Annotated in this window: 17 protein-coding genes; 9 read left to right on the top strand and 8 right to left on the bottom strand. The window is 64.1% G+C overall.

Annotation, left to right across the window (positions count from 1 at the left end; all coding sequences use genetic code 11):
- Window positions 1-39 precede the first annotated feature (39 nt).
- Complete coding sequence (locus ACWAT4_RS17075) at window positions 40-684, bottom strand: trimeric intracellular cation channel family protein (RefSeq protein ID WP_212301821.1); 645 nt, start codon at window positions 682-684, stop codon at window positions 40-42.
- Window positions 685-849: 165 nt separating this feature from the next.
- Here ACWAT4_RS17075 and ACWAT4_RS17070 point away from each other — a divergent pair, with 165 nt between their 5' ends.
- Complete coding sequence (locus ACWAT4_RS17070; RefSeq protein WP_212301566.1) at window positions 850-1,275, top strand: hypothetical protein; 426 nt, start codon at window positions 850-852, stop codon at window positions 1,273-1,275.
- 71 nt (window positions 1,276-1,346) lie between these two features.
- Here the strand turns inward: ACWAT4_RS17070 and ACWAT4_RS17065 are convergent, their stop codons facing one another.
- The 3 genes from ACWAT4_RS17065 to ACWAT4_RS17055 form a co-directional block, all read right to left on the bottom strand.
- Complete coding sequence (locus ACWAT4_RS17065) at window positions 1,347-2,156, bottom strand: isocitrate lyase/PEP mutase family protein (RefSeq protein WP_449730966.1); 810 nt, start codon at window positions 2,154-2,156, stop codon at window positions 1,347-1,349.
- Between the two features lie 73 nt (window positions 2,157-2,229).
- Entirely contained in the window at window positions 2,230-2,580 is a 351-nt protein-coding gene (locus ACWAT4_RS17060; RefSeq protein ID WP_212428352.1) for an antibiotic biosynthesis monooxygenase family protein, read from the bottom strand.
- Window positions 2,581-2,604: 24 nt separating this feature from the next.
- On the bottom strand, window positions 2,605-2,913 hold the full coding sequence (locus ACWAT4_RS17055) for an NIPSNAP family protein (protein WP_212301569.1): 309 nt from the start codon (window positions 2,911-2,913) through the stop codon (window positions 2,605-2,607).
- Window positions 2,914-3,060: 147 nt separating this feature from the next.
- Between ACWAT4_RS17055 and ACWAT4_RS17050 the strand changes: the two genes are divergently transcribed.
- The 3 genes from ACWAT4_RS17050 to ACWAT4_RS17040 all read left to right on the top strand — a co-directional run bounded on the left by ACWAT4_RS17050 (window position 3,061) and on the right by ACWAT4_RS17040 (window position 5,511).
- The gene (locus tag ACWAT4_RS17050; RefSeq protein WP_212301570.1) at window positions 3,061-3,759 is read left to right on the top strand and encodes an ArsR family transcriptional regulator; all 699 of its coding nucleotides are present in this window, start codon (window positions 3,061-3,063) and stop codon (window positions 3,757-3,759) included.
- 198 nt (window positions 3,760-3,957) lie between these two features.
- Window positions 3,958-4,965, top strand: a complete 1,008-nt coding sequence (locus ACWAT4_RS17045; protein WP_449730965.1) for an alpha/beta fold hydrolase — start codon at window positions 3,958-3,960, stop codon at window positions 4,963-4,965.
- A 300-nt stretch (window positions 4,966-5,265) separates the two neighbouring features.
- Complete coding sequence (locus ACWAT4_RS17040; protein WP_449730964.1) at window positions 5,266-5,511, top strand: GCG_CRPN prefix-to-repeats domain-containing protein; 246 nt, start codon at window positions 5,266-5,268, stop codon at window positions 5,509-5,511.
- A 123-nt stretch (window positions 5,512-5,634) separates the two neighbouring features.
- Here the strand turns inward: ACWAT4_RS17040 and ACWAT4_RS17035 are convergent, their stop codons facing one another.
- Window positions 5,635-5,934 carry a twin-arginine translocation signal domain-containing protein gene (locus ACWAT4_RS17035; protein ID WP_449730963.1) on the bottom strand — a complete coding sequence of 100 codons (300 nt, stop codon included), beginning with the start codon at window positions 5,932-5,934 and terminating at the stop codon, window positions 5,635-5,637.
- Between the two features lie 243 nt (window positions 5,935-6,177).
- Here ACWAT4_RS17035 and ACWAT4_RS17030 point away from each other — a divergent pair, with 243 nt between their 5' ends.
- From ACWAT4_RS17030 to ACWAT4_RS17020, 3 genes are all read left to right on the top strand, one after another.
- On the top strand, window positions 6,178-8,136 hold the full coding sequence (locus tag ACWAT4_RS17030; RefSeq protein WP_449730962.1) for an alpha/beta hydrolase domain-containing protein: 1,959 nt from the start codon (window positions 6,178-6,180) through the stop codon (window positions 8,134-8,136).
- 104 nt (window positions 8,137-8,240) lie between these two features.
- Window positions 8,241-8,894, top strand: a complete 654-nt coding sequence (locus ACWAT4_RS17025; protein ID WP_449730961.1) for a glutathione S-transferase family protein — start codon at window positions 8,241-8,243, stop codon at window positions 8,892-8,894.
- A gap of 93 nt (window positions 8,895-8,987) precedes the next feature.
- On the top strand, window positions 8,988-9,140 hold the full coding sequence (locus tag ACWAT4_RS17020) for a hypothetical protein (RefSeq protein ID WP_212301576.1): 153 nt from the start codon (window positions 8,988-8,990) through the stop codon (window positions 9,138-9,140).
- 9 nt (window positions 9,141-9,149) lie between these two features.
- Here ACWAT4_RS17020 and ACWAT4_RS17015 read toward each other — a convergent pair whose 3' ends face one another.
- The 3 genes from ACWAT4_RS17015 to ACWAT4_RS17005 all read right to left on the bottom strand — a co-directional run bounded on the left by ACWAT4_RS17015 (window position 9,150) and on the right by ACWAT4_RS17005 (window position 11,430).
- The gene (locus tag ACWAT4_RS17015) at window positions 9,150-9,497 is read right to left on the bottom strand and encodes a hypothetical protein (protein ID WP_212301577.1); all 348 of its coding nucleotides are present in this window, start codon (window positions 9,495-9,497) and stop codon (window positions 9,150-9,152) included.
- Between the two features lie 66 nt (window positions 9,498-9,563).
- Complete coding sequence (locus tag ACWAT4_RS17010) at window positions 9,564-9,836, bottom strand: cytoplasmic protein (protein ID WP_212301578.1); 273 nt, start codon at window positions 9,834-9,836, stop codon at window positions 9,564-9,566.
- A 61-nt stretch (window positions 9,837-9,897) separates the two neighbouring features.
- Complete coding sequence (locus tag ACWAT4_RS17005; protein ID WP_212301579.1) at window positions 9,898-11,430, bottom strand: acyl-CoA carboxylase subunit beta; 1,533 nt, start codon at window positions 11,428-11,430, stop codon at window positions 9,898-9,900.
- A gap of 145 nt (window positions 11,431-11,575) precedes the next feature.
- Here ACWAT4_RS17005 and ACWAT4_RS17000 point away from each other — a divergent pair, with 145 nt between their 5' ends.
- Both ACWAT4_RS17000 and ACWAT4_RS16995 read left to right on the top strand, forming a co-directional pair.
- Entirely contained in the window at window positions 11,576-11,980 is a 405-nt protein-coding gene (locus ACWAT4_RS17000; RefSeq protein WP_449730960.1) for a DUF4260 domain-containing protein, read from the top strand.
- Between the two features lie 165 nt (window positions 11,981-12,145).
- On the top strand, window positions 12,146-12,742 hold the full coding sequence (locus ACWAT4_RS16995; RefSeq protein ID WP_449730959.1) for a hypothetical protein: 597 nt from the start codon (window positions 12,146-12,148) through the stop codon (window positions 12,740-12,742).
- The last annotated feature ends 55 nt before the right edge of the window (window positions 12,743-12,797 follow it).

Below are 12,797 nucleotides of genomic sequence, written 5' to 3'. Positions count from 1 at the left end.
GACCTCTCCCCGCACGCGGGGCGAGATAAGAAAGCGCCGCTACCGCTCCTCATCCCCCGTGAACACGAATTTCGGCATCTCCCATTTGTAGCGCACCGCGAGCAGGCGGAAGCTGATGCCGAGGACGAACGTCAAAATGGTCCAGAGCTCGGCGTTGAGCTTGAGGCCGAACGCGGTGGCGTAGAACAGTCCCGTCACCACCGAGACGCTGGCGTAGAGCTCGGAGCGAAACAACAGCGGCACGTCGTTGCAGAGCACGTCGCGCAGCACGCCGCCGGCGCAGCCCGTCACCATGCCGGAGACGATCACGATCGTCAGCGAGGCATCCATCTGCCAGGCGACGTCGCAGCCGGTCATGGTGAAAACGACGAGGCCAATGGCATCGAGCACGATGAAGGCAAGCTTCAGCCGATGCACGAGCCGCGCGAACAGGATGGTGAGGAAGGCCGCGCCGCCGGCGAGCGCGAGATAGATCGGATTTTGCACCCAGGCCAACGGATAGTGCCCAAGAAAGAGATCGCGCAGCGTGCCGCCACCGAGCGCGGTGATGCAGCCGAGGAAGCAGACGCCAAGCCAGTCCATGCTGCGGCGCCCAGCGGCGAGCGCGGCGGTCATGCCCTGCGCAGCCACGGCAACCAGCGAGAGGAAATGCAACACGCTATCGGTCGGCGGCAGGCTCCACATCGCCTTGTTCCCTTCTTCCTCCACGGAACCGACGCGCCGGGTTCCCAGGGGAACAGGTTCCCGATTCCTCGCCTGAGGGCAACATGCGACGAAAGCATAACGCGCGCGGAACAGAATCTCGCAGCTGAGGGTTGTCAGGACGCAATCAACGAGGAGACCCAATCGATGGCTGACGACCGTTTTCCCAACGATCCGTACCGCCCGAACCTCGCCGACGATGAGTACCTTCGCGCGGCGCGCCGGGATTCCGACCTTCAGGCCGATCCCGAGCTGGGTGAAGGCCCCGCCTCCAGTGGCAAGGTCGCGCTGTTCGCCGTGGCCATAGCCCTGGTGCTGGGCGCCGTGTTCTATGGCCTCAACAACACCACCACGGGGAACCAGGCGAGCAATACGCCTGCAACGCAGACAGCGCAGCAGACGGCTCCGGCCAATCCGGCCGCGCCTCCCGGCATGCGCGACGTGACGCCGCGCAACAACGCAGCGCCCGGCGTAACCACAGGCGCCGCGCCGAGCAAGCCGGCCGCTCCGGCGGACACGCCCGCTGCAAAGCCGGCGCCGGATACGCAGACCCCGTCTGACGGCGCCAAGTAGCGATTTGCAACACGATGCGACAGCGGCGGGATCGAGAGGTCCCGCCGCTTTTCGTTTGGCCTGTTGTGGCGCTAGCTGAACATCTTGTTGAGCTCGCCGCCGGAATAGCCGCTGGCAAGCTCGGTGAACGTCCCCTTCTCCGCCATCTCCTTCGCTGCACGCATGAAGCCGCCCCAGGCGGCGCGGGCGAGCGAGCCGCCGACGCTGATGCGGCGCACGCCGAGATCTTCGGCCTCCTTCAACGACAGGCCGGAGGCACCGATCAGCAGGTTGAACGGCTTTGGTGCGACAGCCTTCACCACCGCGGAAATATCCTCGCGCGTCTTCAGGCCCGGTGCGTAGAGACAGTCGGCGCCGGCATCGGCATAGGCCGTGAGCCGGTCGATGACGAGCTTGAGATCGGTGACACCCCAGAGATACGCCTCGCAGCGGCCGACCAGCAGCGTGCCGCTGTCGCCGATCGCCTTGCGCGAGGCCTTGATGCGCTCGACCGCGAGCGCGCGATCGTACAGAGGCTTGTCCTTGTCGCCGGTGGAATCCTCGATCGACAGGCCGGCAACGCCGGTGCGCACACCGCGCTCGACGTTGTCCGCGACCTTGTCCGGCTCGATCGCAAAGCCACCCTCGAAATCCGCATTCACGGGGATGTCGACGGATGAGCTCAGTGCTGCCAGATGCTGACAGACATCCTCGACGGTGACGCGGTTGTCGGCCTTGCCGATGGTCCAGGCAAAGCCCGCGCTCGACGAGGCGATCGCCTTGAAACCGAGATGCTGCAACGCCTTGGCGCTGCCGACATCGACCGGATTGGGCAGGATGAAGCAACCGCTCTCGTGCATCTTCCTGAACGTCGCGCGCTTGTCAGCAGTCGTCACATGCATGTTTCTCTCCCTTGTTGGCCGCGCAGAGATAGGGACGCGTGCAGGGCAGCGCTAGTGCGCGCCCGCGAACACGCTAGTGCGCGTCGTGCACGGCGCGGCTGTCCTTTGGCGCCTGCTCGCGATCGTTCATGCCGTAGTCGCGGATGACGCTGGCAATACGCAGATGGTAGTCGGCGAAGATCCGCGCCCTGCCCTTGGCCTGGGTGCGCCGATGCTCCATCGTGTTGCGCCAGGCCTGGACGGCGGCCTCATCACGCCAGAACGATACCGACAATATCTTGCCCTTCTCGGTCAGGCTTTCGAACCGCTCGACCGAGATGAAGCCGTCGATGGTCTGCAGGAGCGGCTTCAGATCGGCCGCGAGGTCGAAATAGTCCTGGCGATGTTCCGGCTTGGGCCAGACCTCGAAGATCACGGCGATCATGGGCGTCTCCTTCGCGTTGGTGGCCTACACTACCACCTTGCGCAGGAAGGTGCGCTCCTCCGCAAGGATGAATTTATTCTCCTCGGCGAAGTGGAAGTTCGCCATGCCTTCGGCATCCTGCCGCAGCCGCGCGCGATAGGCCTCGTAGGCGGCGAGACTTTCGAAACCGATCAGCGCGAAGGCGATATTGTTGGTGCCCTCATGCGGCATGAAATAGCCGATCAGGTCGCCGCCGCATTTCGGAATGATGGTGAGCCAGCGCTTCGAATACTCCTCGAACTGCGCACGCTTGAACGGATCGAGCTGGTAGCGGATGAAGACGGTGACGGACATGATGGGCTCCATGATCTGTCATTGCGACAAGCGAGCGACGCCGTCGCCGCTAAAGCATCTGGATTGCTTCGCTTCGCTCGCAATGACGTGTTTGCCGCAACACGCTACATCCTTGCCCGACCACAATGCTTCGGCTACCATCGAAGCATGAAATCAGGACCCGACATTGCCATGGTCGCCGCGCTGGTCGGCGACCCCGCCCGCGCCAACATGCTCACGGCGCTGATGAACGGACGCGCGCTCACCGCAAGCGAGCTCGCGCAGGAGGCCGGCATCACGCCGCAGACCGCGAGCTCGCATCTGGCCAAGCTCGAGGCCGGCGGCCTGGTCGAGCCGGAGAAACAGGGCCGGCACCGCTATTACCGCCTCACCGACGACGACGTCGCCGGCGTGCTCGAAGGCCTTGCCGGGCTTGCCGCGCGCACCGGCCACATGCGCGTGCGCACCGGGCCGAAGGATCCGGCGCTGCGTCGCGCGCGGATCTGCTATGACCATCTCGCCGGCGATCTCGGCGTGCAGATGCTCGACACCATGCGCGAGCGAAATCTGGTCAGGCAGAAGAAGCAGGACATCGAGTTGACGGCCGAGGGCGAACGCTTCCTTGCGAAACATCTGCAGATCTCGCCTGACATGCTCAGCCATCCGCGCCGCCCGGTTTGCAAGGCCTGTCTCGACTGGAGCGAACGGCGCCACCATCTCGCCGGCACGCTGGGGGCCGCGATGATGCAGCGTTTTGCCGAGCTAAAATGGGCCGCGCGCGACGCCACGCCCGGCAGCCGCGTGGTGAATTTCACCCGCACCGGCGAGAAGCAGTTCGCCGCGCTATTCGGGAATGGCAAGGACTAGTCACGCAAATCGCGTGCGATCACACGTTCGCGTGTGAATGGCAGCCTCCGTCATGGTCGGGCTTGACCCGGTCATCCATCGCTTTAAGCGCACTGTCGTTCCGGGATGGTCCGAAGGACCAGACCCCGAAACCTCGAGATTCCGGGCTCGGTCCTGCGGACCGCTCCGGAATGACGTTCTGCAAACTTAGAGACCTCAATGAACCGCATCTTCTCGGCAGCGCTCGCTGCCGCTCTCGTGACTGTCCCGTTTGCATCACGCGCCGCCGACACGCCGCAACGCGAGCCCTACGGCATCGCGCTCGAAGGCTTCGCCTATCCTTATCCCGTGCATCTGCTGCCAGTCGTGAATGACGGCGAGCGGCTCAGCATGGCCTATATGGACGTCGCGCCGGCGCAGCCGAACGGCCGCGCCGTGGTGCTGCTGCACGGACGCAATTTTCCGTCGAGCTATTGGGCACCGGTCATCAGAATGCTGAACGATGCCGGTTATCGCGTCGTGGTGCCCGACCAGGTCGGCTTCGGCAAATCCTCCAAGCCCTCAGGCGAGCTGCATTTCGATACACTGGCGCGCAACACCATCGCGCTGCTCGATCATCTCAAAATCGACAAGGCGGATGTCGTCGCGCATTCGCTCGGCGGCATGCTGGGCGTGCGCATCGCCCGCGGCTACCCTGATCGTGTCGCCCATCTCGTGCTGACCGCGCCGATCGGCCTTGAGGACTACCGTCTCTATGTGCCGCCGACGCCGACCGAGACAATCATCGAGGCCGAGGAAAAGCTCACCGCCGATGGCTATCGCAAGCAGCTCCAGACCAATTATGCGATCAAGCTGCCGCCGGACGCGATCACGCCGTTCATCGATGCCCGCTTCAACATCAAGGGCAGCCCGGATTATCCGCGCTGGCTGCACGCTTTCGTCAGCTCCGGCCAAATGATCTATCGCGAGCCGGTCGCGCACGAGATTCCGCTCATTACCGAACCGACGCTGTTCATCATGGGCGCCGACGACCACAATGCGCCCGGCCGGGCGAATGCACCGGAGGCGTTACGGGCGAAGATGGGACAGAACGCCGAGCTGGCGAAAGCGCTCGCGGCCAAGATGCCGAATGCGCGCGCCGAGGTGGTCCCCAACACCGGCCATCTCGTCTTCCTGGAGGCGCCCGAGAAGTACAAAGAATTGGTGCTGGGCTTTCTCGGCCACTGAAGCGTTTTCGAGCGAAGTGGATACCGCTTCGCGTTCAGGAAAACGCGTCCAACAAAACTCCAGAGCCCGTTCCGATTCATCTGGACGGGGCTCTTGCGTCATCCGTGTCGCCTGAGGCCGCATGCGACGAATGTTCATGCCGCATTCAGGTCATGATTGGCAGGCTTGGATCGCAACGTGCCGATATGTCGCAAAAATTAACATGTCGAATCGTATGGTTTGATTCATTGTGCGCCGCAAGCGCCTAGCTCCCGAGAGTCTCCTCTGAGACTGCCCCCCAAGGACGAGAAGGAAGATCAAATGAAATATCTGTTTGCCGCCGTGATGCTCGCCAGCGCCGTCGTCGGCTTCAGCGAGGCAGCCAGCGCCGCCAATGGTTGCGGCCCGGGCTGGTACCGCGGTCCCTATGGCGGCTGCCGTCCGATGCGTGGTGGTGTCGTCGTCGGCCCCGGTCCGGTCGTGGTCGCCCCGCCGGTCGTCGTGGTGCGTCCGCGCGTGTGCCCCTATGGCTTCCGCTGGTACGCCGGCCGCTGCCGTCCGTTCTGATCTTTCGCGCTTGCGAAATGGCCGCGCGGATTCAGCCTGCGCGGCCATTTTCGTTGTGACGGTGCGCGCATAGCAAAAAGGGGATCGCAAATCGCGATCCCCTTTTTCAGTCCAGGCGTGTCGTTACCAGTGACGCCAGTGGCGACGATGCCAGTGACGATGACGCCAGCCCCAATGGCGGTGGCGCCAGCCCCAGTGACGGCGATGCCAGTGGCCGCGGCCATGCCAGTGCACCTGCTCGGGCTTGAGCTGGGCTGCCTCCTCGCTGCTGGTGACGGCGGGATGAGCGTCGGGATTGCCCTGAGGTATGCCGCCATTGCCGAGCGGCTGCGGCGCCAGTGGCGCGGCCTGTGCGGCGGCGGTGAACGCGGCGGCTCCGGCCGCGACACCGAATGCAAGTTTCAAAAAATTCCGACGCTCCATGACAAGTCCTCTGCTTGATCAATCAAGTGATGCAGCGGAAGTGTCGCGGTGGCGACATGAACTGCCGCTGAATTGCGCGTTCAGGTTCAAGGCATCGGTGACGATGGCGCGGGCGACGAAGCAGGCAGCGGACATCGGATTTCCTCCTGTTGTTTGGCCGCAGCATAGAAGGTTATAGTGCCGGCAACAAAAAGCCCGCGCGACGGAACATGACGATCGCGCGACATCGGGGAAGGACCGGCCATGCGCAGGATCATCACGGGCCTCATCGCGATCGCCGGTCTCTTTCCCCTCTCCTCGCGTGCCGAAATCGTCCGCTTCGACATCCTGGAGCGCGTGCCGGCCTTCGCCGGACGCAGCTTTGGCAATGTCGGCACCTATGAGCGCATCACCGCGCGCGCGACGTTTGCGCTCAATCCGGCCGACGACCGCAACGCCGTCATCACCGATCTCGCGCTCGCCCCACGCAACGGTGAAGGTAAGGTCGAGGCCACCACTGATGTCGTGATCCTGCGGCCCAGCGATCCCGCCCACAGCAACGGCACGCTGTTATTAGAGGTGCCCAACCGCGGCAGAAAGCTCGCACCGCAATTGTTCGACGATTCCGCCCAGCCTGGCGCCAACAATGCCGATAAGGCCGAGGATGCCGGCATTGGCTTCCTGCACCGTCAGGGGTTTACGATGGTGTGGGTCGGCTGGCAGGGCGACATCCCCTCCAAGCCGGGACAGCTTGCGATGACTGCACCGGCGATCAAGACGATCACCGGCCCTGCGCGCGAAGAAGTCATCTTCGACAATTCGGCCAACCCGGCGCGCGCGACGCTGACCTGGCCCGCCGCCGACACCGCCAATCTCAACGTCACCGTGCGCGCGGCCTGGGCCGACGCGCGGCAGACACCGTCCGGCCTCTCCGCAAAGCTATTAGATCCCACGACGGTCGAGATCACCCGCCCCGACGGCTTTGACGCCGGTGCGCTCTACGAAGTCACCTACACCGCGCGCGATCCGGTTCCGCTCGGCATGGGCTATGCGGCCGTGCGCGATGTCGTCAGCTTCCTCCGCCGCGACGAGACGCAAGCGAACCCGCTGCTCGACGGATTGCATCCGTCGGTCAGCCGCGCCATCGGCTTTGGCGTGTCGCAATCCGGCCGCTTCCTGCGCGACTTCCTCTATCTCGGCTTCAATGAGGATCTGCAGGGCCGCACCGTGTTCGACGGCTTGATGCCGCACGTCGCGGGCACGCGGCGCATGGCGACCAATGTCCGCTTCGGCCAGCCGGGCCGCAACCCGCGCCACATGCAGGATCCGGCGTGGCAGGCCGATCTCTTCCCCTTCACCTATGCAACGCTGAGCGATCCCTATTCCGGCAAGACAGACGGCGTGCTGCGCCGCTGCTCGCTCTCCGTCACCTGCCCGAAGGTGATGCAGACCGACAGCGAGCACGAATGGTGGACCTCGCACGCGTCGCTGCTGGTCACCGATCTCGCCGGCAACCACCTCGACCTTCCCGACAATGTCCGCGCCTATATGATCGCGGGGACGCCACATTTCGCCGACGCCAACGACGCGATGAAGAAGGGCGTGCCGGCGATGTCGCTGCCGCAAAACCCGATGCATGCGGGCATGCCGATGCGCGCGCTGCTCACCGACCTCAATGCCTGGATCAGCGATGGCACGAAACCACCCGCAAGCCGCGTCCCCATGCGCGCCCACGGCACGCTGGTCGCAGCGCAAGGCGCGGTGCCGACGGATATCCCCGGCCTGCCCTATGCCGGCATCCACACGCTCGCCGCTTTCTCCGATCAGAGCGTCCTGCCGCCCAAGGTGATCGGCCGCTATCCCGTCTTCGTGCCCAAGGCTGATGATGACGGCATGGCCATCGCGGGCATCCGCCAGCTCGCCCTCGCCGTGCCACGCGCGACCTACACCGCCTGGAATCCGCGCGCACAGGGGTTTGGCTCGACCGCGCTCTATCCATTGCAGGGCGCTGTCGTGCCATTCGCACCGACGGAAGCCGCACGGAAAGAGGTGCACGACCCCAGGCTGTCGATCGCGGAACGTTATGCCGATGACGGCGCATATGTAGCTGCCGTGAAACGTGAGGCCGCGCGGCAGGTGGCAGAACGGATTCTGTTGCCGGAGGATGCCGAGCGCGCGGTGGAAGCCGCGAAACAAGGCAAGCTGGCGAAGCTCGGGCAATAAACCAAGCCCACCCCACGATCTCTGCGCCCCGAGAAAAAACATCTCGCCGCTGTCGGAACGCGCGCCCTTCATCCGTCCTCTGCCAGACAGCACGGAGACATCGCATGGCCAACCTCATCCTCACCACGTTCGACTGGGTTCCCCCGCCTCCGCGTGGCTTCGTCCGCGACCTTCGCGTCCGCTGGGCGCTGGAAGAGGCCGCGTTGCCCTACCGCGTCGCGAGCATGCCGTTCAACGGGCGCGGCGCCGAACATCTCGCGCACCAGCCCTTCGGCCAGGTGCCGTGGCTGACCGATGGTGACATCTCGATCTTCGAGAGCGGCGCGATCCTGCTGCATCTGGGCCAGCTCAATGCCGAGCTGATGCCGACCGATCCGCGCGGCCGCAACGAGGCGATGGAATGGGTGTTCGCCGCGCTCAACTCGGTGGAGATGGCAAGCCTGCCCTGGACCATGTCGAAATTCATGGGTCATCCGAGCGACACAGCGGCGTGGAAATTCATGGACGACTTCCTCAAGCTCCGCCTCAAGCATCTCGAGCCGGTGCTGGCCGGCCGTGAATGGCTGGCGGGATCCTTCTCGGTCGCGGACATCCTGATGTCCGACGTGCTGCGCGTGGTCGATGGTTTCGACGGGCTGGCGGATAGTCCTGCCTGCCGCGCTTACGTCGCGCGAGCGATCGGCCGTCCGGCGTTCGCAAAGGCCCACGCCGATCAGATGGCGCATTTCGCTGCAGCGGATCAGGCGCGCGGGATGTGACCCACCGCACATAATTAACCCGGGGTTAGCCATAGGCTCACAGCCACTGGAACGAAGCAATTTGCCTCAAATTATCCCGGCGGAAGGTGACACATGGCCCGCATCGACTATCTCAGAGAGCAAGTAGCCCGCGCCGAGCGTCTGGCGAAGGCGATCCTCGACCAGCAAGCCTCGGAACGGCTTCAAGCCTTCGCCGCCGAATGTCGCGCGGAAATGCATGTTCTGACCGTCAAGACTGCGGCATGAAGCAGCGCACTACACCAGCTTCATCGGCGTATCGGCAACCACGCGCAAATCGATCCTGCCGATCAACGCCGACCGACGCGCCTCGGCAGCAGCGATCGCATCGTCCGTCTGTCGCAACGTGCTGATGTTCGAGCCAAGCGAGACGATGCCCCCGAGCACCAGCGCGATCGAGCCGAGCGCGGCGGTCTGACCAAACCCGAACAATCCGAGGATAGTGACCAGCAGCAGCGCCCCACCGCCGCCGATCGCGATCTTGGACGCCAGGATGTACTTCCGGCATCGCTCTGCGATCTCGGCGAGCCGCTCGATCCGATCTTCGATGTCGGAGATTTCGTCGGTCGGATCGTCTTCGGTCATGAGTTTCCAAATTACCGATGCTGAGTCACGAACGAAGCTTGATACCAGATAGTTGAACCCACCGGCTCAGCCGAACCACGCCAACCGCATCGCTTCCAAAAAAAACTTGTCGATCTGCACGCCTGAGGCGCCCCCAAGGACACTATCAATTCCGCACTCGGGGCACAGGGCCGTGGAATCCTCGTCCACCCATTCGACAATTCGTTCAGGGGCAAACGTCGTTCTGCAATAGAAACAGCCGCAGAGCTGGCTGCGCGCGATATCTGCGCGATGATTGCTGCACTTCTTGTGTGCTGCGCGTAACGGATGGTCCTCACCCAGGTCGAATACATTCGGCATGTGAGGCGACCATTTCCAGTGCCAGGCGGGTTACGCTTTCGCTAACCCGCCCTACATTTCCTCACAACGGCAAATTGTCGTGCTTCTTCGCCGGCATTTCCGTCTTCTTGTCCTTCAGCATCGCCAGCGCCCGTGCGATGCGGCGGCGGGTCGAATGCGGCATGATGACGTCGTCGATGTAGCCGCGCTCGGCTGCGATGAACGGTGACAGGAAGCGGTCTTCGTATTCCTTGGTGCGGGCGGCGATCTTGTCGGGGTCGCCGATGTCGCTGCGGAAGATGATTTCCACCGCGCCCTTGGCGCCCATCACCGCGATCTGGGCGGTCGGCCAGGCGTAGTTCATGTCGGCGCCGATTTCCTTCGACGCCATGACGTCGAAGGCGCCGCCATAGGCCTTGCGGGTGATGATGGTGACGAGCGGCACGGTGCACTGCGAGTAGGCGAACAGCAGCTTTGCGCCGTGCTTGATCAGACCGCCATATTCCTGCGCGGTGCCGGGCAGGAAGCCCGGCACGTCGACGAAGGTGACGATCGGGATGTTGAAGGCATCGCAGAAGCGCACGAAGCGCGCCGCTTTCCGCGAAGCATCGCTGTCGAGCACACCGGCCAGCACCATCGGCTGGTTGGCGACGAAGCCGACGGTGCGGCCGGCGATGCGGCCAAAACCCGTGACGATGTTCTTGGCGAAGGCCTCCGCGATCTCGAAGAAGTCGCCCTCGTCCACGACCTTCAGGATCAGCTCCTTCATGTCGTAGGGCTTGTTCGGATTGTCGGGGATCAGCGTGTCCAAGGACATGTCGATGCGGGCGGTGTCGTCGAAGCTCGGCCATTCCGGCACGCCGTCGGTGTTGTTGGACGGCAGGAAGTCGATCAGGCGACGCATCTGCAGCAGCGTCTCGACGTCATTCTCGAAGGCACCATCCGCGATCGAGGAGCGCGTAGCGTGTACCGAGGCGCCGCCGAGCTCTTCCGCCGTGACGACCTCGTTGGTGACGGTCTTCACCACATCGGGGCCGGTGACGAACATGTAGCTGGTGTTCTTCACCATGAAGATGAAGTCGGTCATCGCGGGCGAATAGACGTCGCCGCCGGCGCAGGGGCCCATGATGACGGAGATCTGCGGGATCACGCCGGAGGCAAGCACGTTGCGGCGGAACACGTAGGAATAGCCGGCGAGTGCTGCCACGCCCTCCTGGATGCGGGCGCCGCCCGCATCATAGAGACCGATGATGGGCGCACGCGCCTTCATCGCCATGTCCTGGAGCTTTGTGATCTTCAGCGCATGCGTTTCCGACAGCGAGCCGCCGAACACCGTGAAGTCCTTGGCGAACACAAAGGTCTTGCGGCCGTTGACGGTGCCCCAGCCGGTGACGACGCCGTCGCCGGGGATCTTGTTCTTCTCCATGCCGAACTCGGTGGAGCGATGCTCGACGAACATGTCGAACTCCTCGAACGATCCCTTGTCGAGCAGGAGCTCGATGCGCTCCCGCGCCGTCAGCTTGCCGCGGGCGTGCTGCGCCTCGATGCGCTTCTCGCCGCCGCCGAGCTTTGCACCGGCACGACGATCTTCAAGGGCATCCAGGATATGTTTCATTTGCTCCCGCCAGTTCTTAAGCCTTAAGTGACCCGGGTTCTAACACGGCATTTTGCAGGGCGGGAAGCGGCTTTCGGTGCCGCAGGGCTGCCCTGCCGCAGCGTGAAAGCGCAAGGAATTCCAGAGTTTTGCCCGGGAGACTAGCATGAGCGAAGCAACGGCCGAGACCGGCGCGGCAACGGGCGGCGTCAAGATCCTGCTGCGGCTGGAAGGCCTGACCTTGTTTACTGGGATGGTGGTGCTCTACTGGGCCTGGGACGGCTCGTGGACGGTGTTCGCCCTGCTCTTCCTCGTCCCCGATCTCAGCTTCCTGGCCTATCTTGCCGACGCCAAATTCGGCGCGCTGGTCTACAATGCTGCCCACAGCTACATGGCGCCGGTGGCGCTGCTGACGCTGGGCTTCGGCGTCGCCTCGCCCCTCACCTTGTCCATCGCCTTGATCTGGCTCGCCCATATCGGCATCGACCGGGCGTTGGGCTACGGCCTGAAATATTCCGCCGGCTTCGGCTTTACCCATCTGGGGCGGATCGGCCGGCAGAGCCGCACCTGACCCGCGCGCGATTTGGCGGCGGATGGCCGTCATTTTGTCACGCCGCGCCGGTTGACCGGGTCCGCCGATTCAGGCTTGCTCACGTCACGATCAGGCGCCGAATGTTGCGTGAGCTCAGTCGGTACGGCGGCGGTCATCACGTCCGGCTGCAAGCAAGCATCGCCCATGTCCGCCACGGTCGTTCCCCTGCCTCCGAACAGCGCATCCGACACCACTGACTTCCTGCGGCGAATGGCCAGCATGGTGTCGGGACGGAATGGCGAGATGCTGCTGCGCGCGGCCAGCCTGATCGAGTCGCTGACGCAGCGGGCGATGTCGGCCGAGCGGCTGTTTCACGAACAGCAGGAAGAGAGCAAGCGCCATGCCGAGCGGCATCAGGCCGCCGAGCTTGCCTCTAACGCCATGGTCAGCCAGATCGCCGCGCTGCGGACGCAGCTTGCCGAAGTCACCGCGGCCGCCGCCGCCGAACGGGCCGCGTTCGACACCGAGCGCGGCAAGCTGCTCAGCCTGATGCGGGATGCCGAAAACCACATCGGCAAGCTCACGACCGAGCTCGATAGCCTGCGCGCCTCGGTCGACGCATTCAACGAGACCGTCGTCTCCGTGCCGATCGAGGTGCTGCGGTTGGCGCGGACCCAATTCGACTATCTCTCCAGCGGCTTTGCGCGGAAGGGCGACGTGATCTCGCAGGCAATGAGCGAGATCGGCGGCTTCGCCATCGACCAGGCGCTGACGGCGAAGCAGCCGACCGACAAGGCGTGATGCGCCCGCGCGCAAATTGACAGCGCGCACGCTCGTTGATCTACTTCCTAAAAAT

Source organism: Bradyrhizobium sp. T-1 (assembly GCF_053592855.1).
This window is presented reverse-complemented; position numbering and strand designations above follow the sequence as displayed.